Origin of the sequence: Pedobacter indicus (assembly GCF_003449035.1) — a bacterium.
In the GTDB taxonomy this organism is placed as follows: domain Bacteria; phylum Bacteroidota; class Bacteroidia; order Sphingobacteriales; family Sphingobacteriaceae; genus Albibacterium; species Albibacterium indicum.
In genome coordinates this window covers 2,283,405-2,301,328 of record NZ_QRGB01000001.1, presented here as the reverse complement: position 1 = coordinate 2,301,328, position 17,924 = coordinate 2,283,405, and the positions used below count along the sequence as shown (strand labels likewise).

Annotated in this window: 15 protein-coding genes and 1 tRNA gene; 5 read left to right on the top strand and 11 right to left on the bottom strand. The window is 40.7% G+C overall.

Going from position 1 to position 17,924, the window contains the following annotated elements:
* The first annotated feature begins 6 nt into the window (after nt 1-6).
* The gene (locus D3P12_RS10205) at nt 7-786 is read left to right on the top strand and encodes an enoyl-CoA hydratase/isomerase family protein (protein ID WP_118195180.1); all 780 of its coding nucleotides are present in this window, start codon (nt 7-9) and stop codon (nt 784-786) included.
* A gap of 58 nt (nt 787-844) precedes the next feature.
* Nucleotides 845-1,615: a non-homologous end joining protein Ku gene (gene ku / locus D3P12_RS10200; RefSeq protein WP_118197071.1), complete on the top strand. Its 771-nt coding sequence runs from the start codon at nt 845-847 to the stop codon at nt 1,613-1,615.
* Here the strand turns inward: ku and ligD are convergent.
* The gene (gene ligD / locus D3P12_RS10195) at nt 1,612-4,272 is read right to left on the bottom strand and encodes a DNA ligase D (RefSeq protein WP_118195178.1); all 2,661 of its coding nucleotides are present in this window, start codon (nt 4,270-4,272) and stop codon (nt 1,612-1,614) included. The two genes, ku and ligD, sit on opposite strands and share 4 nt — an antisense overlap.
* 132 nt (nt 4,273-4,404) lie before the next feature.
* Between ligD and D3P12_RS10190 the strand changes: the two genes are divergently transcribed.
* Nucleotides 4,405-4,478: transfer RNA gene (locus tag D3P12_RS10190), tRNA-Arg, on the top strand.
* Nucleotides 4,479-4,625: 147 nt separating this feature from the next.
* Here the strand turns inward: D3P12_RS10190 and D3P12_RS10185 are convergent.
* On the bottom strand, nt 4,626-5,108 hold the full coding sequence (locus tag D3P12_RS10185) for a thermonuclease family protein (RefSeq protein WP_118195176.1): 483 nt from the start codon (nt 5,106-5,108) through the stop codon (nt 4,626-4,628).
* A 109-nt stretch (nt 5,109-5,217) separates the two neighbouring features.
* Nucleotides 5,218-5,925: a class I SAM-dependent methyltransferase gene (locus tag D3P12_RS10180; protein WP_118195174.1), complete on the bottom strand. Its 708-nt coding sequence runs from the start codon at nt 5,923-5,925 to the stop codon at nt 5,218-5,220.
* A gap of 307 nt (nt 5,926-6,232) precedes the next feature.
* On the opposite strand from D3P12_RS10180, the gene D3P12_RS10175 reads away from it, so the two are divergent.
* Entirely contained in the window at nt 6,233-6,649 is a 417-nt protein-coding gene (locus D3P12_RS10175) for an HYC_CC_PP family protein (protein ID WP_118195172.1), read from the top strand.
* Nucleotides 6,650-6,701: 52 nt separating this feature from the next.
* Nucleotides 6,702-7,148 carry a hypothetical protein gene (locus D3P12_RS10170; RefSeq protein WP_118195170.1) on the top strand — a complete coding sequence of 149 codons (447 nt, stop codon included), beginning with the start codon at nt 6,702-6,704 and terminating at the stop codon, nt 7,146-7,148.
* An 84-nt stretch (nt 7,149-7,232) separates the two neighbouring features.
* On the opposite strand, the gene D3P12_RS10165 is transcribed toward D3P12_RS10170, so the two are convergent.
* From D3P12_RS10165 to D3P12_RS10130, 8 genes are all read right to left on the bottom strand, one after another.
* Entirely contained in the window at nt 7,233-8,108 is an 876-nt protein-coding gene (locus D3P12_RS10165) for a carbohydrate kinase family protein (RefSeq protein WP_118195168.1), read from the bottom strand.
* A 187-nt stretch (nt 8,109-8,295) separates the two neighbouring features.
* Nucleotides 8,296-9,294, bottom strand: coding sequence for a GntR family transcriptional regulator (locus D3P12_RS10160; RefSeq protein ID WP_118195166.1), 999 nt, complete (start codon nt 9,292-9,294; stop codon nt 8,296-8,298).
* Between the two features lie 62 nt (nt 9,295-9,356).
* Nucleotides 9,357-10,163 (bottom strand): alpha/beta hydrolase family protein, encoded by an 807-nt coding sequence (locus D3P12_RS10155; protein WP_118195164.1) that lies wholly within the window; start codon nt 10,161-10,163, stop codon nt 9,357-9,359.
* Nucleotides 10,164-10,169: 6 nt separating this feature from the next.
* Nucleotides 10,170-12,596, bottom strand: a complete 2,427-nt coding sequence (locus D3P12_RS10150) for a sodium:solute symporter (protein ID WP_118195162.1) — start codon at nt 12,594-12,596, stop codon at nt 10,170-10,172.
* 17 nt (nt 12,597-12,613) lie between these two features.
* The gene (locus D3P12_RS10145) at nt 12,614-13,522 is read right to left on the bottom strand and encodes a dihydrodipicolinate synthase family protein (protein ID WP_118195160.1); all 909 of its coding nucleotides are present in this window, start codon (nt 13,520-13,522) and stop codon (nt 12,614-12,616) included.
* Nucleotides 13,523-13,556: 34 nt separating this feature from the next.
* Nucleotides 13,557-15,326 carry an FAD-dependent oxidoreductase gene (locus tag D3P12_RS10140; RefSeq protein WP_118195159.1) on the bottom strand — a complete coding sequence of 590 codons (1,770 nt, stop codon included), beginning with the start codon at nt 15,324-15,326 and terminating at the stop codon, nt 13,557-13,559.
* 22 nt (nt 15,327-15,348) lie between these two features.
* Nucleotides 15,349-16,404, bottom strand: a complete 1,056-nt coding sequence (locus D3P12_RS10135; RefSeq protein ID WP_118195157.1) for a hypothetical protein — start codon at nt 16,402-16,404, stop codon at nt 15,349-15,351.
* A gap of 12 nt (nt 16,405-16,416) precedes the next feature.
* Nucleotides 16,417-17,910 (bottom strand): RagB/SusD family nutrient uptake outer membrane protein, encoded by a 1,494-nt coding sequence (locus D3P12_RS10130; RefSeq protein ID WP_118195156.1) that lies wholly within the window; start codon nt 17,908-17,910, stop codon nt 16,417-16,419.
* Nucleotides 17,911-17,924: the final 14 nt, after the last annotated feature.

The following is a 17,924-nucleotide window of genomic DNA, read 5'->3' as shown; positions in this document are numbered from 1 at the left end:
TAGTCTATGTACACTTCAACGGAAAACGAAGGTTATATAAAAAAAGAAGTGGATTCCTACGGGGTTGCCAGAATTGAGTTTGGGCACCCTTCTCACAATGCTTTCCCAGCCATATTATTAAAGAACCTAGCGGCCACGATTACTGAAGCAGGTAAAGACTCCGAGGTAAAAGTGTTGTTGTTAAAGAGCGATGGCGACCGTAGTTTTTGTGCCGGAGCCAGTTTTGACGAACTCATTGACATCAAAAGTGAAAGCGCCGGTAAAACATTCTTTTCCGGATTTGCTTACGTTTTTAATGCAATACGTTTATGCAAAAAAATGGTTATCGTACAAGTTCAAGGCAAAGCCATTGGCGGAGGAGTCGGATTAGTTGCCGCATGTGACTATGTTTTCGCTACTCAAAAAGCCCAGATCAGGTTAAGTGAATTAGGCATCAATATTGGTCCATTCGTTATCGCCCCGGTGGTAAAACGCAAAATTGGTCTGGTTCCATTTGTAGAACTTACACTCAATCCCGATCAGTGGAGAGACGCAACGTGGGCACAACAACATGGACTCTTTCAAGAAGTGTATGACAGTATAGAAGAAATGGAAGAAGCAAGCCAAGCCTTTAGCAAGCGTCTTGCATCCTACAACATCGATGCGCTACGGGCATTGAAAAAAGTATTTTGGGAAGGAACCGAAGGCTGGGACACCCTTCTTTACGAGAACGCAGCCATCAGCGGCAAGCTTGTTCTGAGCGAAGATGCCAAGGAAAGCCTTAAAAAGATCAAAAGGCGTAAATAAAAGAATCAAACAATCCCCTTCCATTGCTTGTTGGCTAAATAAGCAAAAAAAGAATACTATGAGAGCTATTTGGAACGGGTCGATCGGCTTTGGTCTCGTCAACATCCCTATCAAACTTTATTCAGGCGTGCAGAACAGTAACTTAGATCTTGATATGCTGGATGAGCGTGATCACGCCAATATTAAATACCAACGCATAAACGAAAATACTCGTAAGGAAGTGCCTTATGACAAGATCGTTAAAGGGTATTTCCTAAAGGATCGCTATATCATTCTTGACGATCACGATTTCGAAGAAGCAGCACCCGAAAAAAGCAAAACCATCGAACTTGAAAACTTTGTAGATATTCACGAAATCAATCCCATTTACTACGAAACATCCTATTACGCTAGCCCTGAAAAACAAGGGGTAAAAGCCTATGCCCTTTTGCTCAAGGCACTCATCAAATCAAAAAAGGCGGCTATTGGCCGCTTTGTACTACGCACTACGGAAAATCTATGTGTAATACATCCATTGGATGACCTCATTGTAATATCCAAGATTCGGTTTCAGGAGGAGATACGTAAACGGGATGATCTAAAAAAAGCTGACGACGTTAAAGTTAGTAAGAAAGAACTCGATATGGGCTTGGCGCTGATTAAACAATATAGTTCTGATTTTGATATCACCGGTTTCAAAGATGAATACAGCAAAGAACTTCTCCGTATTATCAAAGCAAAAGCAAAAGGCAAACAAGCCACTGTTAAAAAACTCAAACCCAAGAAGGCAAAGAGCGATGACCTCTACGATCAATTAATGGAAAGTCTTAATTCAAAAAAAGGAGCTTAAGTCTTACTTTTATAGCCTGTTATCACTTTCTTTATATCAATACCTTTTTTTAGAACAGGCTTAAAAATATCCCCTTTATCCTTAAGTCGTTCCAGCGCATTAAAGATCGTAAAATCTTGCATTTTCAGACCTTTTTCTACTTCGTTCCATTCCAAAGGCATGGACACGGTTGCACCTGGTTTCGGTCGCGCCGAATAAGGGGCGGCAACCGTAGCTTGTGATCTGTTTTGTAGAAAGTCCAAATAAATCTTACCCTTCCGGTCTTTTAATGTTCTTTCGATGCTCGTCGTTTTCGGCAATTCCCGAGTTGCCAGCGTCACAATAATCCTGGCAAACTCTTTTGACTGCTCGTAAGTATATTTTGCCCCTAACGGAATATAAATATGCAAACCGGTTGAACCGCTCGTCTTACAGTAAGCCGGGACGTCCATATCATCCAGAATTTGCTTAATCACCTGCGCCGCTTCAATCACCTCATCAAAAGAATTTCCCTTATCGGGGTCCAGGTCAAGTATGCACCACGTCGGATGATCCGGTTTTTTCGTCGTACTGCTCCAAGGATTGATCTCAATACATCCCAAATTCGCCATATATAGCAAAGTCGCTTTGTTATTCCCAACCATAAAATGCTTATCCTCGTCGCTATCGTCGGTATGATACTGATATTTATCGATCCAATCAGGCACCTTATCGGTCACATCCTTTTGATAAAAACTTTCCCCATCAATCCCATTCGGAAATCGGTTTAGCGACAGCGGACGGTCCTTTAAATAGGGCAGTATAAAAGACGAAATCTGTTCATAGTACACAATCAACTCCCCTTTTGTTATTTTTTCCTTTGGCCAATACACTTTATCCAGATTCGTGAACGTCAAAAGTTGTCCATTTACCTTCAATTCGGACTTTATTTCTTTTGCCCCTTTCTTTGCCCCTTGTTTATTTGAAGTTTTTTCCTCATCCACGACTTTCTCAATCGTCTTTTCCTTTTCCATAACCACCTCTTTTGCGTTTTTATCCTCTCGCATCCCTTTAAAGGAAGGGTGCCTCATCAGTCCCTCCTCTGTAAATTCCGTAAAATTAACTTCACACACCAGTTCTGGTTTTAACCAGGTGATTGCCGCCTTCACCGGACCGCGGTACCGTGTAGGCTTGTTTACATCTGGTATATCGTTGAAAGGTGCATCTTTAATTTCCAACAGATTAAATTCCTTCAACATATCCTTCTGTCTCTGAATGGAAAAGCCCGTACCGATTTTTCCTTTATAAACCAGCTTCCCATTTTCATGCACTCCCGAAAGTAGCGCACTAAAAGGCCTGGACGTACCCTCATTTTTTGTATAGCCGCATATAATCACCTCCTGACGTTTATTTACTTTTATTTTTAGCCAATTAGAAGATCTGCGATTGGTCTCGTAGGTACTATCCTTTCGTTTTGCGACAATCCCTTCTAAGCCCATTTTTTCCGCAGCTGCGAGAAATTCGTTGCCATCCACCATAAAATCTTTGCTGATCTTGATGATGTCATCTTCAACAACCACCTCTTTTAGTAGTTTCCTTCGATCCGTAAGCTCTAAAGCTTTCAAATCGCGCCCATTATACCACAATATATCAAAGATGTAATAAAGCAGCTCTCCATCCTCTTCATCTTTCCAATTTTGCAATGAACCAAATTTGGCAATACCCTTTTCATCAGCTACCACAATCTCGCCATCGATCACTGCATTGATATTCTGATTTTTAAGAGCATTAGTGACTGGGGAATATTTTTCTGTAAAAGACTTGTCGTTGCGCGATTTGATGTCAACCTGATCACCGTTTACAAATCCCAACGCACGATATCCATCCCATTTGATTTCGTAAAGCCAATCATCGCTCTCTACAGGCTTGTCGACTAAGGTAGCAAGCATGGGCTTTAGCTTGGTATAAAACTGCTGTTCTGGTGCATCTTTGAGCACTTTGCTAACAGCTTCCGAGTCTTCATTTGTCTTTTTTGTTGAAGATTTTACTTTTTTTTTAGACGAAGCTGGTTTGGACTTACTTTCCGACGAACCTTCCTGAGCATCCTCTTTCGCTATCTGTTCCATCGATCTCTTGGAGACGACCGACTTGTCCTTAGCTAAAATATCCTTTTCAAAAGCGAACTTGTCTTTGTGCTTAATCAATAGCCACGAGTTTTCTCCCATCCCCTTGGTCTTCACCAAAGCATATTCACCCTTCAGCTTCTGTCCGTGTAAATTCACCTTAAGGGAGCCCTCTTTCAATTGTTTCAAAAGTTCCTTCTCCTGTGTTTTCACATCAAGACCTTTGCTAACATCCAGTCGCTCGCTCTCCGCAAGTTCATAGGTGCCTTCATCCCAGAGCATCACGGTTCCGCCTCCATATTCCCCTTTGGGAATCGTTCCCTCAAAATTACGATAATCATAGGGATGATCCTCCACCATCATGGCCAAGCGCTTTATCGCTGGGTTCGTAGAAGGACCTTTCGGTACTGCCCAACTTTTCAGTACTCCATCCATTTCCAACCTAAAATCGTAATGCAAATTAGTCGCGTCATGTTTGTGGATCACAAACCTCAACTCCTTTCCGGCTGACTTTCCCCCCTTTGGTTCAGGTGTCTTCGAAAATTCACGCTTTTTATTGTATTCAGATAAACCCATGTTAATCAATCGAATGCTGTTACAGTAGAACTAACAACATGACTTAACAAATGTTTCCAAGCACTTTGTTCGAAATTATTGTTTGAATATTAAAGATTTTGTTAATTTTGCAACGCTTTAGCGATGCTAGAGGCCTCCATAGCTCAGCTGGATAGAGCAACGGTTTTCTAAACCGTCGGTCACAGGTTCGAATCCTGTTGGGGGTACTTAAAGCTCTGAAACTCAACGTTTTAGAGCTTTTTTATTTACTTCATTCCCGAATAGCTCCCGAAAAACCGGATCAAGCAAAAAGTTAGGGGGGGGCTGAAGATTAAGTTTTAATTTTGGTATTAAATCTCGAAATCAGGGTGCATCTACTTCCACAATCCTCGTCGCTTACGTTGCGCTTGCTTTTGAAGTTCCACTAAAAAGTCGACATGCTTCACGTTTGGTTGATAAGTTACTACCTTGGCGTAGCCATCCCTAACCAGCTCACCGTTCACAAAGGTACCATCTACAAGGTAAGCGTATGCAAGCACCCGCCGGTATTGATCGTAGCGCTGCACGTCGTATTCAAGCTTGATGAATTGATCCCCTATCAGCTCTTTTAGAAATTCAGAAGCCTCTTCAGCATAAGCGCCTTTCTCTTTGTAGCGGGATGCGCGCAACTCTGGCGCATCGACACATAGCAACCGGATTTTCATACCCTTTTCACTACCGTCATCCACCCAGAATGTATCGCCATCCACAACACGCATCACCTTGTAGGTTTCAAGTTTAGATAAATCCGGTCTTTGCGTGTTTTGGTAGTTGGCACAACCGGTCAGCAATAGCAGGAAGAAGATAAGTGATCTCATAGGCTGGCAAAACTAAGGATAATTTCGCTGCCTCAATTGACTTTTTGAAATCGCTTTGACTTAATGCCTGTGGCAGACCAAACTCGAAGAGGAAAATTACACACCCGTGTCATTTAAACCCAACAAAGGACGCAAAGCACAGGTTTTTATGCAAAACATCAACTCTCCTAAAACCTACTTTCTCCAACAAATTCAACTGGTACATCAGACTTCGAGGAGAGTCCTCTTTTTCGATATAAGCAAAGACATGATCCCGATAGCTTTTATCTTTCAAGCTTGTTAGATAATTCCCATACAAATCATGATAAAAATACGCTTGCAAATCCGGATCGGATTGTTGTACTAGGTCAAATACCCATAAGCTGCCACCCTCGTTCAATAATCCATATAATCTGCTGAAAGCTGCTTCCCAGTCACCATCATCACGTAAGTGATGTAAAACAGCGGTCGCGATAATCACATCAAACTTTCGAGCACCTAAATCCACAGACCTAAAATCACCTTTGTGTACATCTACCCTTCCGTTCGTTTCTGCCCCTACTCTCTGTAATGCTCTGTCCAACATCGGCTTACTCAAATCAACCAAAGTATAACTGGCGTTTGGTCGCTTTTGAGCCAACCTCACCGAATAATTGCCTGCACCACATCCGATATCAAGCACCGATTGCAGCTTGGGATAGCGACGAGCGATGCCTTCTGTAATTAATTCCATGTTAATCGACGCATCGACCGTCGACTGCTGACCGGTTTCTAGATTGGAAAACCGCTCAACATCATGATTAAACCGTTCCTCGATTTCTTTGATAGTAGATTTCATGTCTTCGTTTTTCCTAAATTAAAATTTATTATTTATATGAGAGAATTACGAACTGGTTAACTATAGGCAGACCAATAAGTAATTACGAAGCGGCATTGTTTTAACCTATCAGAGGTAAACCTAAAATTCAAAGCTATATTAGGAGATCTGCACTACCCTCGTAAAGGGTGTCCTCGTGGTGGCCGGTCTGTGGCTGGTCGGTGGACATACTCAAACGGCCATTCCACTATGTCCATACCGAAGCCACCGCTTGGTCAGCTAATAAAGAAACTGGAGAAATTACTATCTTTGTCCCGTCAAGGTTTTTATGAAACAGCTATTTGTTATTTTCCTTTCTTCTCTGTACTTGGTATTAACCACTGGTTTTACCCAGACTGTGCATGTTTGCAAGGAAATGATGACGAAGCCCTTGAGCGTAATGACGGAACAATGGGAAGTCAATAAAGCCTGTCCGTTTTGTTCTTCTGTTGACATAGCTACCAACGGGAAAAAAGATGGTTGTTGTGAAGAAGCATCAAAAACCATCAAAATAGACGAAAGCCTTAAAAAGGAGACCAACTACAGTTTTTCAATAAAGTCTTCCGATCATGCGGCTCCGACGATATTAGGAACCATCTTTGATTTCACTTTTGTCAATGATAAAGAAGACATCACTTTTCTCAGAGTAAAATCTCCCATCGGGGATAATCCCCTCTACATTCTCCACTGTGTTTATCGGATTTGATAGCAAGCCAACTCCGCTATTCACAAATTCACATTTAAAAAATTAATAAAACATGAAAATTCATATAAGATTATTCAGCATAGTTGCCGTGGCAGCTGTGTTATTCAGCGCTTGCAACTCAACGGACAACAAAGAAACCACAACAACTACACAAACAGAACAAAGTACAGCTACAACAATGCCGCAACCCATGGCCGCAACCGGTGCTAACATGCCGGCTTTGGGAGACCAGGTTCCTAACGATTATGTATGCATGGTTAATGACGCATATATGGGAAGGTTACAATTCGAAGTACCATTTGAAGGAAAGACATATTATGGCTGCTGCGATATGTGTAAAGAGCGCATCCCGAAAGACGAAAGCGTTCGTTATGCTATTGACCCGTTCTCTAAAAACAAAGTCGATAAAGCTGAAGCCTACATCGTACTTATCGGAAAAAATGGTGAAGTAGTTTATTTTGAAAATGAAGAAAACTACAAAAAGCTTATTGAGAGCTAGTTATTGAAATATCAAATTATAATCGATCAAAGAATGGCTGGGATAAACATCTAGGATATCCCAGCTATTTTTATTTCGCCTAATTTATTTAAAATTAACATAATCAGGACAAGCCCCCTGCTGTGTAGCGACAAAAGCACTGATTGCAATCGCATGTTCTAATGCTCCCTGAACTTCTGATCCTAGTATTTTCTTAGCTAAAAATGCAGCTAAAAACGAGTCTCCGCTGCCGACTGTATCTTTTACAACTATTTCTTTAGCTGGTAAAATAATTTCTTCAGTTCGGGATCTGTAGAGTGCACCGTTCTCCCCCATTGTCAGTAATATTTCTTGAATCTTTGGGTACCGATCAAATAACAAACCCAACGCCTCATCTCTCGAATCCCCCACTTTACCCAACCACTCAGCAATAATCTCCAGCTCTTCCTCATTAACTTTCAAAGTTTGACATTGACCCATAAGTGTAAGTATCAATTCTTTATCATAAAAAGGAGGTCGAAGGTTCACATCAAAAACCGACCATTTTGCATGTTCTAGATATCTGAATAAAGTGTCTCGGGTTTGCTTATTCCTTGCCGCAAGACTACCAAATATAAAAGCCGTTGCGGTACTTATCTCATAAGCAACCTCGGGATCATATTCCAGACTATCCCAGGCGACGGGTTCTACAATGTCATAGGAAACATGACCACGGTCATCTACATGAACCTCTACCGTTGAAGTGGGGTATTGGCTTGATCTGTCAATATAAGCAATATTTACGCCTAGCTCTTTTATTCGATTCAGCAGTTCTTCGCTCAAATCATCCGTGCCTACCTGACTGACCATCTGGCTGCATATTCCATTCTTATTAAGGTGATAGCAAACATTTAATGGTGCCCCTCCAATCCGTTTTCCATCAGGAAAATTGTCTATTAAAACCTCTCCAAAGCAGATAACGTTTAGGTGGTTACTATTCATGGTATAATATTACAAAAAAACATCACTAATCTACCATTATACCTCAAACAAATCCCAGTCTCACCAAACCGTCATTCCATATTCGTCAATCGGATCGGATGCGTCTCCTTTACCGAGTCCATGTTTGCTGAGTTGCCCAACACACGTTCGAATCATTGGATAGAAACTCGGTTTTAAAATCCGTTTATTACAATGAATTACGAACTTTGATAATACTTCGATTTCTAATCTTTTCAGTTTTATTTTCGATAATTAAATCAGCAGCGTCCTCTCCCATTTTCGCAAAATCCGTACTTATTACTGTTATCCCCCCCTCCAATACTTCTTTTACGTAAAAATCATTGTATGATATAAGACCAATCTCTTTACCAAGTTTATAGCTCTTTTCATGTATCTTTTTGATCAAGTCCACATCATCCGTATCGTAGCGATTCAATGTTATATAGCAGTCACCTTTAACAATTTCACTGTCTTTAATAGTGGAAATAAAGTCATAAGAAACATTAAAGCCTTTACAAAACCTAGTGAAACCTTTTTTTACCAAGGAACTATAAAATGTCTTGTTTGTAGAAACCAAAATTAAACGCTCATATCGTTTTATTTTTGATTTCATCGATTTTAAAGCCTCATATATATCTGCTTCAAAATCCTGATAAATCACGCTGTAATCACCCTTTAAATTTCCATGATCATAATCAAGTATCAATCTCTTTTTTGGGGGTATCTTATTTAGAGTTTTTGCCACATTCCCTTTCAAATTAGGTATGATAACGAAGTGTGTGTAATTATTTAGATTTCCGACAATAAGTTGCTCAAAATGATCTGGTTTATAATTGTGAAAATAAACGTCTACTTCAGCTTTATTATTCAGCTTTTTATAAAAGGCGCTATATAGCTCCTCTTTAAAAATCGTGAGCTGATCCATCAAAAAAAAGATGCGAATATCCTGCTGTAATTTATTCTTTTTGACGTAATATCCTTTTCTATAAACAGACTCAATAATGCCCTTCTCACTCAAATGTACCAACCCAGCCATCACGGTACTTTTACTAATATTAAGCGAATCCGCTAATTGGTTAACAGAGGGAATTTTATCGCCTATTTTAAGTTTATTAACATGAATCTCACTAATAATGAAATTCGCTAACTGCAGGTATTTATGCTTGCTTAAATTTTTATTATCCATTCTTATCGACAAACTTATCTTTTATTGATATCGAAACAAAGTAAAATCAAGATAACAAAAAATTATAAATCCTGTTGTACAAGAAACGCACGAATTAAACTATCATTATAAACATTCCAATTACCGGTACTATGGCCACCGGGAACCTTATATAATTTTATCTTACCACCATGGTGTTCATTGACCACACGTTTTAGTCTTTCTGAATGTTGCTTAATGGGTACTGCAGAATCTTCTAGACCATGAAAAATTAAATAGGGTATATTGATCAACACTTCGGGATAATTGACAGGGTTATACTTTTTTACGACATCCAAACTTTTCCATGCTTCTTTGGCACTCTCCAAACGGGTGAAGGATTCTTCCAGATCATAGACTGGGAAAGTCCCGACAGCACAACTTATCAACTCTGAACTTTCTTTTGCCAACCGGATAAAAAGTACTCCCCCAGCGGATGTCGTCCAAAACATCCACTTTTTTTCTACAGAATATTGATCGCCTACGTAATAATAAGCTTCCAATACCCTTTCTAAACCACGGTTCGTACCCCAAGTATCCGGCCCATTCGACACAGCGACAAACATGAAGCCATTATCTACTGCTAAATCACGTTGATGAATATAAAACTCAGAACTTTTCGCATCGCCAGGTTTATAGCTGCGCGCTTCCCGCCCGCTACCATGAATTGCCATCAAAACCGGGTATACCTTTCTTTTCACCTTTGGCAGGGCAATATAAAGTTCTGTGTCACCAAGCGTGATGATTGTGTCCTTTACAAACTCTTTTTCTCTCGCCTCCTGAGCGTTGACCTGAATCGTCCAAACCAGAATAAAAAGCAGCAATATTACACGACCAACCTGCGAAACCATTGACTTCTAGTTAATTTTTGAAGGTGGATTAAAAACACTTAGAAATAAGCCGATAATTACACCGACAATCATCGACATCGGCAATATCCATAAGACGGTAATTCCTAATAAACCAAAAAAAGCAATAGCCATTCCAGTAGCTATTGAAACCAGACCAGCAATAAACGTGGAATTCGAGTTGGCTCTTTTGACAAAGAACGCCATAAAGAATAACACGAATAAAGGTGCTACAAACAAATTCACAACCTTGTTGATCACATCAATAAGATTCCCTTCGACATTACCTACGAACAAACTTAACACCATTACAATAGCACCAATTACATAAGAAAGAACTTTAATCTTTTGCAATTCATTAAGTCTACTAAAAAAATTAAAGTTAAAGCGCTTGATTATATCTTCCGATACAACTGTTGATACCGAATTTAGACCTGAAGAGAGGCTGGACATCGCCGCTGCAAATAATGCTGCAATCATCAATCCCGACAACCCTTTAGGCAAGCCAACCAAAATAAATCTTGGGAATAATATGTCGGCCTGCTCGTCGACTGTTTTCCCATATTCTTGAAGGTGGACATTTTTCATAAAGAATGCTAATACTGCTAATCCAACCAGCGCTAATAAAATCTTCGCTAATAGGTTTGTATAAAGTGAAACTCGCAATGTCTTTCTCGCGGCTTGTACGTCACGTGTAGACAGGTAACGTTGAATAGCTGTTTGATCACCTCCTGCTGTACAGATATACCAAAGAAATAAGGTCAAAACAGCATTTCCTACCGTTAAACGCTCCGTCAGATCGAAACGAATTTCAGGTGCGCTCCAATGCGTGAGCCAGTGATCCGGTAACCATCCTAATAGCGACTCATACTCAATTGCAGCCACGATAATGCATAGGAAAGCACCGGACAAAAATATAAGCGATTGGATAACATCCGTCACCACAACCGCTTTCAAGCCTCCCATACTCGTATAAATGATCGTCACCGAAAGAAGAAATAAGCCGATAAATGGAGCGAAACTCTTGTCAATCGGCACAACCGATAGCAACGCAACATCAATCGTTACGTACATGATACTTGCCATCCAAAGCAACCGTAAACAAAGGAAAAACACAACGGCTAACATCCGAACTTTCAGGCCAAACCTACGTTCCAAAATTTCGTAGGCACTGGTTACATTCACCTTCATTATTTTAGGAATGATCCACCAGCCCACCGCATAGTACACAAAAGGAAAAGCCAGCATCCCCGTAAAAATTACTGGACCATAATTGATCATCTCGCCCGGATAAGACAGATAGCTCAATGTACTTAACAAGGTAGCAAAAAGCGATATACCTACAGCGACCGGATTCATCTTACGCCCGCCCAATAGATAATCCTCAGCCGTTTTATTTTTACTGGAATAATACCAACCGATCCACAACATTCCACCCAAATAAAAAGCGATGACCAACCAATCAAACAGTGCCAATGAGCGCTCTTGATTTTTTTCAATCTTTAACAAAGCATAACCGACTGCCATCTGCACTCCTAGGTCGCCTTCTGAAGTTTCGAGTTCTGAAAATCGCCTTTGCTGTACCTTCTTCAATTCTCCGTAATATTCAGGGTTTTGTGAATAGGACATTGCCAGAATAACCTCTTTCGTCAAAGGTTCACCTGACATCCTTGCCGACAGACTTTCTTCCAATTTTCGGTAAGTTTCAGTTTCCAATGAGTCGGCTGGCGTATTCACATAAGCAGCACTTAAGCTATAAAGCAATACCTCACGCTCGTCTCTTTGCTCAGAAACACGATTACTTAAGACACTCCATTGCTGAGGTGTTAAATTATTTAAATGACGTAATGCATAAGCTGCTAATTTGCTCGATCTCGTTTGCAAGTCGTTCGATATTGCTATTTCTAAGAGCGCTTCGCTATACCGGGTGTTCTCCGTTGCTAGGCTCCAAAGGGTAAAAACTACTAACCCATTCTTTTCACCAGATAAAACATCGTCGATCGTCTGCTCATCTATGTCCAGTTTTTCTACTGATATACCCAGTTTAGCAAGCGCTTCAGCCGCATGCTCACGATCCTCTGCCATCGGCTCCTCAAAAACAGCTGCTATTTTATCGATCCACTCCTTCCTTTCTTCTTCGGTAGATAACCTAGCAAGCACCCGCCATATGCCTATCCGATATTCAGACAACTGATTATATAACTCGTCTTCTCGTTCAAAGATCTGATAAAGACCATCACGATATCCCAAATCAATCAAGTATTCAGCAGCGTGAACTTTTGTCCATTGAGATTGCTCTCCAACAGCACCTTGCATTTGGCCAACAAGGGCATTCCGTTCAGTTTCTGTCAGTTGATATTTCCTTTCGTCATCAGACCGACATGAACTTAGCACAAATGAACCAACGGCAACTAGTAAAAACAGTATTTTTTTCATTAAGGGGAAGTAGGATATTAATCGTTAAAGAAACCGATTCCGTCAAGTTCTTTTGCTAGTTGATCCATCCTTTTCTCATCTAATGAATGTAAAGGGCTCCGGCACGGGCCACAATCTAGACCACGTAATTTCATGATAGCTTTTCCAGCAACAATACCTCCTCCATAGCGCCCTAAAATATCATTTAGTTTTACCACTTGGTGTTGTAGGCTTCTGGCTTTTTCTAGATCAAGGTTGTCAAATGCAGCTATCAAATTTTTGTATAAACCGCTTGCAAAATTATACGTCGTACCAATTGCTCCCTTTACGCCAAGTGTTAAGCCGCACAGTAACGTCACGTCCGACCCATGAATGATATCAAAATAACCATCATCCAACATCATGCACTGCTGCATCTCCATCAGGTTAGAATGCGTAAATTTAATTCCAGCTAAATTCGGAATACGCTCCTTACCTAATTTCAAAAAGTCAACCATACTGATGTCAAGACCGGTCCTTAACGGAATATGATAATAATAAAAAGGCAGGTCAGGAGTTGCTGAAGCAATCTTAGCACAATAATCAACTAAATCTTCTACTGTTTTCGATTGCAGAAAAACAGGCCCCATACTCGATGTCGCATACGCATTCCAATCCTCCGCATGTATTGCCAACTCCTGTGCTTCCTTATAGCTCGTGTGTCCTACATGGACAATTAACTTAAACTCCTCGCTATCAAAAGGCGACCATTCTTCAACTATAGCTTTTCTTTCTTTGGAAGAAAGCAGCATTCCTTCTCCCGAAGAACCACAAATAAACACCCCGTCCATTTCATTTTCAACAATCAGTTCGCCATAATCTGCAATTCTTTCCAAAGCGACTTCGCCATTATCCCGTAAAGGCGTAAATACTGGTACAATTAGACCCTCAATTTTTTCTCGTAACATGTAATAATATAAATTTCAAGTTTATTTTCAACCCCTATTTCTCTGCTGCTTCTGAATTATCGAACTTGGGCGGCACACCTGCCTCAAGAATTGTTTTCAATTCATTTAAATGATCTTTCACAATTTCTTTTGGCAGAGTTTTCTTTCGCGTACATAAATCAGCAGCCAACCCTACTACTTCTCCCATCATCCCTGTTGTTTTCATCACGCGCACGGTTCCTAAAGCTACATGCGTGACGCTGATATTCCTGCCTGCCATAAACATATTTTCTATATTTCTTGAATACAGCGCCCGAAACGGAATCGTAAAAGGTTCAATTCTCGCCTTCTTCGCTCGTGCTCGGAAAGGTTCTAAATCAAAACCTTCAATATGCTTTGGTTGATGCAGGTCGATCGACCAGCTCGTCGTTACACAGCCGTCTGGGAAAATCCGTTTAGAATCTATATCCTGTTGATGGATAATCACATCACCCATTAACCTTCTCGACTCACGCTTTCCTCCAATATAAGCCACCCATTCCAATCGTCTGTTTTTATACTCATCCTGCAGTGAGCTGTGATTTTTAAGAAAGGACCAATTTCCGTACACGGCCATCAATGCGTAGTCTCGTATATATTCAAAATCATCGATATGATTTCGACCCATACCAGTTTCCCAATCCCAATCGCCTTTTTTTGCTTTTTGACAGGTGTCTTCGGTGAATTGCAACGCCCAAGGTGTTTCTGGAAAACTTTCAGGATAATCTGATTCCTCCGAATACCACATTACTGAAGTGCCCAATGTCATTTGGTCTTCCTCTTCTGGTGCCAAGGACTCACCTGTTTCAGCAGACGATTCACGCCCAATCCTAAAATCAGCCCCTGCCAAGAAGCCCAAGTTAGCATCACCCGAGCAATCCGAAAATAGTGGGGCCCTGATTTTATGCTTCACGCCCGTACGAATCTCCAGACCAATTACCGATTGAATTTTTGCACCTCCCACTTCTACATCGGTGACATGTGTATCCAGGAAAGCCGTAATATTCTTTTCATTTTCGATAATATTTTTCTTCAAATCATCACGGTACTCCTCCGCTGGACGAGCATTTCGGTTTGTCTTATGGTCAATTTCATTCACCACATTCCCAATCGCTTCATAAGGAGGCAAATTAACTTTACCACCCAATTGAACTCTTACCTCAGAACTATTATTTCCTCCCAATATCTGCCGATTGTGAATCAAAGCAACCTTTAATCCTTGTCTAGCTGCAGCCACCGAAGCACATATCCCAGCGACACCGCCACCAACAACAACAAAATCAAAATGATGCTCCTCAAGAGGGGCTTCTCCTTTATATCGATTACGAAACTCCTCGAATTCCGGTTTCGTATCGGGCAGCACTATATCTTGGTTTTTGCTAAACACGATGGAATCGCATCTTCCGTCAAAACCCGTCAGATCGTGTAGGCTCAACTTATGAGCACCTTTCTCGATATGGAGGCTACCACCATATTGCCAATGCCATTTCGCCTTTTCCGTACCAAAAGTAGTATCAATAGCCGTTCCGTCGATAAGCAACTTAAATCTTCCCGGCGTCTCGATATCCGTATCGTTCCAAGTCGCAGTCCAGTTTCTAGTTCTTACCCATACATGATACTCACCCGAATTCAAAACTTCAATCACCGTTGTTGCATCCTCCACGGGGTTTCCAAAACCATGAGCTAATAAAAACGGAGCATGCATCTGATCCATAAATTGATGGTCTATCACCCATCCTCCAATTCTATCAAATTGGGTCGCTTCCACCAAAATTGTTTCTTTCATCTTGTTGTTATATATATACTATTTATTTTAACTCTAAGTAATTAAGAGGTATTTCTGCTAAATAAATATTTGATTTCCCTTCGTGTGACGAATAGTATGATACCCATAGTTTACCATCGTGCTCCACCATTCCCGGATAACTTGTATCGCCACCGCTTGGGAGTGTCAGCAGCAGCTCCATTTTGCCGTTCTCATCAGATAGGTAAAGCGAAGTTTTTGGATTTTCCCTCATGTTGTCAGAAAAACTTCTTGTTCCTACCACAATCTTTCCATTACTTGTCTGAACCATATCTGGCCCACCCAGGCGATAACCCATATCCGTCCATTCCCATCTTGTATATGGCGGGTTACTTTTCCCCCAATAACCGTATTGCCCTTCACCGTCTCTCCGCATTAAAATAACCATCTTATCATTGATGAAATCAACAGTAGATTCACCTGGTAATCCGAATACATCTAAAGCATAGATTAAAGAATAGTTTATCCCATCTTTCGTCGACACTAAATAAGCCATACTCCCACTTTTGTCCATCTTCCGGTATACTACACCGTAACCCGTATCCCCTTCCCAAGTTACCCGCCACAGCCAGTCTCCCGGCGACTTAATTGTTGCATCCATGTTTACAGGTTGCAATTCTGAAAACTCATTTTTTTCGCTGTCGAAAAATGACACATGGTTCAGCCTACTAATAAACTTCCCATGCTCATATACCGACCCGCCCATTAACACCATAAGCCTGCCTTCCGGTGTAACTGATAGTTTCGAGTCACGTAAATCGTACTTATCTTTTTCAAGCAAACCCACCGATTTCCATTTTTTCCCGTCCTTAGATTCTAATACTCGAATTTTTCCATCTTCAGCGTTAGACTTCGGTACGTGTCCAGCAGCCTCTCGGAACGTGCAATAAAAGCGATCGTTGAAGTATACCAAATCTGTAAACGCATTGTGTTCGCCAGCTTCCCAAATCTTGGCAACTTTCACATCTTTCGTTTGCGCGAAAGACGTCTCGGTAGTAAAAAGTGAGAAAACAAACACAATTAAAGCGATATGCGTCACATTATTTCTGTAAAAATTCATAGTTAAGTTTATTTAATTGTAACCTTCGTTTTGTGTTATTTCCGGTGTAATATCCCTGACAGTTTGTGGTATCGGATAAATATACTGGTTCTTACTCTTCAAGTTAGCTGAAAGATTATACTCACCTAAGAATTCTTTCATAACGTTCAATGCTCTGTCCGTTCGCACCAGATCAAACCATCTCAGATTTTCAAAGCAAAACTCCCATCTTCTTTCGTTCTCCATCCAAAGTCGGTAGCTCTCTTGGTTAGGCACTTCTGCTGCAGTTTTAGGATTTAGTCCTGCACGCTCCCGCACCCGATTCAAGATGTTAAAAGCTTCCCCGTTTGGACTATATCCTAACTCGTTAAGTGTTTCAGCATACATCATCAGGACATCGGTGTAAGACAACAAAATCCAGTCAATATCCCAGCTATTGCTACCCGGTTGTACAGGTCCATTCTGATATTTTTGTGAAAAAGGGTCGTTTGTAATCCACGAATTACCATTATTGAGCCACCTTGTCCTGATAGCGACTTCTTTTCTGATATCTCCTTCTTCAAAACTATTAACCAATTCTTTAGAAACGAACAATTGATAAGGTGAACCTACAAAAGGAAAGCCGCCCTGATTAATCGGTAATTTTGAAATTGTGTTCGGCGCATTCCTACCCGGGAACTGATTACCAGCCTGATCATATTTGAATTGGACAGAAAACAACTGCTGTCTTCCACCTTCATTCTCATGATTATAAATGGCAGCATAATTATCGAAAAACTCAAAATTACCGGAGTTGATAATGCTCTCGAATTGTGTTTTAGCTAAGTCCCACTCATTCAACTTCAATGGATAGCCACTGCGAAAAACATATACTTTTCCTAAGAAACCTTTAGCTGCCCAACTCGTCGCCCGCCCACTCTGCGAAGCCTCATAGCTATCAGGTAAATTATTCGCAGCAAAGCTTAAATCTTCTACAATCAGATCATAAATCTCTTTATCTGAAGCTTTAACAGCCTCATAACCCTCTTCAACTGTCAATACAGATGTTACCTTTGGTACTCCGCCAAATAAACGCACGAGATCGAAATAGCACAAAGCCCTAATAAACTTCGCTTCCGCTTCGTATCGATTTCTCTTCGATTCATCCAGTTCTATATTTTCCAAAGATTCAAGAACACGGTTAGCCCGCATAATTTCATTATAGAAGCCGTTCCACGCTGAAGAAAGTAATGAATTCAATGGCGAGACGTTAAACTGAGAAACTTCACCATCCGGATACGCCAAGGTGATTTGCCAAGCATTGTCGCTCCTCGACTCATATAGACCATATGATTGTGAGCTATTTACAAATAGACTTTGAAAACCTGAGTAGGCACCGATCAAAGCCTGGTTGATGTGTGTTTCGTTCTGATAAAACCCATCAACGCTTTTCTCCGAAACAGGGAGAAGGTCTATCTTTGTACAACCACTCACACTGAATGTAGTTATTAAGATAGCCATGTAAAAGTATTTAGAATATTTTTTCATCGTCTTCGTTTTAA

Excerpts from the sequence above, each read along its gene's own strand:
- D3P12_RS10150 (WP_118195162.1), bottom strand. The coding sequence starts at position 12,596 with ATGAAAAAAATACTGTTTTTACTAGTTGCCGTTGGTTCATTTGTGCTA.
- ku (WP_118197071.1), top strand. The coding sequence starts at position 845 with ATGAGAGCTATTTGGAACGGGTCGATCGGCTTTGGTCTCGTCAACATC.
- D3P12_RS10205 (WP_118195180.1), top strand. The coding sequence starts at position 7 with ATGTACACTTCAACGGAAAACGAAGGTTATATAAAAAAAGAAGTGGAT.
- D3P12_RS10140 (WP_118195159.1), bottom strand. The coding sequence starts at position 15,326 with ATGAAAGAAACAATTTTGGTGGAAGCGACCCAATTTGATAGAATTGGA.
- D3P12_RS10160 (WP_118195166.1), bottom strand. The coding sequence starts at position 9,294 with ATGGATAATAAAAATTTAAGCAAGCATAAATACCTGCAGTTAGCGAAT.
- D3P12_RS10135 (WP_118195157.1), bottom strand. The coding sequence starts at position 16,404 with ATGAATTTTTACAGAAATAATGTGACGCATATCGCTTTAATTGTGTTT.
- D3P12_RS10130 (WP_118195156.1), bottom strand. The coding sequence starts at position 17,910 with ATGAAAAAATATTCTAAATACTTTTACATGGCTATCTTAATAACTACA.
- D3P12_RS10175 (WP_118195172.1), top strand. The coding sequence starts at position 6,233 with ATGAAACAGCTATTTGTTATTTTCCTTTCTTCTCTGTACTTGGTATTA.
- D3P12_RS10165 (WP_118195168.1), bottom strand. The coding sequence starts at position 8,108 with ATGAATAGTAACCACCTAAACGTTATCTGCTTTGGAGAGGTTTTAATA.
- D3P12_RS10170 (WP_118195170.1), top strand. The coding sequence starts at position 6,702 with ATGAAAATTCATATAAGATTATTCAGCATAGTTGCCGTGGCAGCTGTG.
- D3P12_RS10185 (WP_118195176.1), bottom strand. The coding sequence starts at position 5,108 with ATGAGATCACTTATCTTCTTCCTGCTATTGCTGACCGGTTGTGCCAAC.
- ligD (WP_118195178.1), bottom strand. The coding sequence starts at position 4,272 with ATGGGTTTATCTGAATACAATAAAAAGCGTGAATTTTCGAAGACACCT.
- D3P12_RS10180 (WP_118195174.1), bottom strand. The coding sequence starts at position 5,925 with ATGAAATCTACTATCAAAGAAATCGAGGAACGGTTTAATCATGATGTT.
- D3P12_RS10145 (WP_118195160.1), bottom strand. The coding sequence starts at position 13,522 with ATGTTACGAGAAAAAATTGAGGGTCTAATTGTACCAGTATTTACGCCT.
- D3P12_RS10155 (WP_118195164.1), bottom strand. The coding sequence starts at position 10,163 with ATGGTTTCGCAGGTTGGTCGTGTAATATTGCTGCTTTTTATTCTGGTT.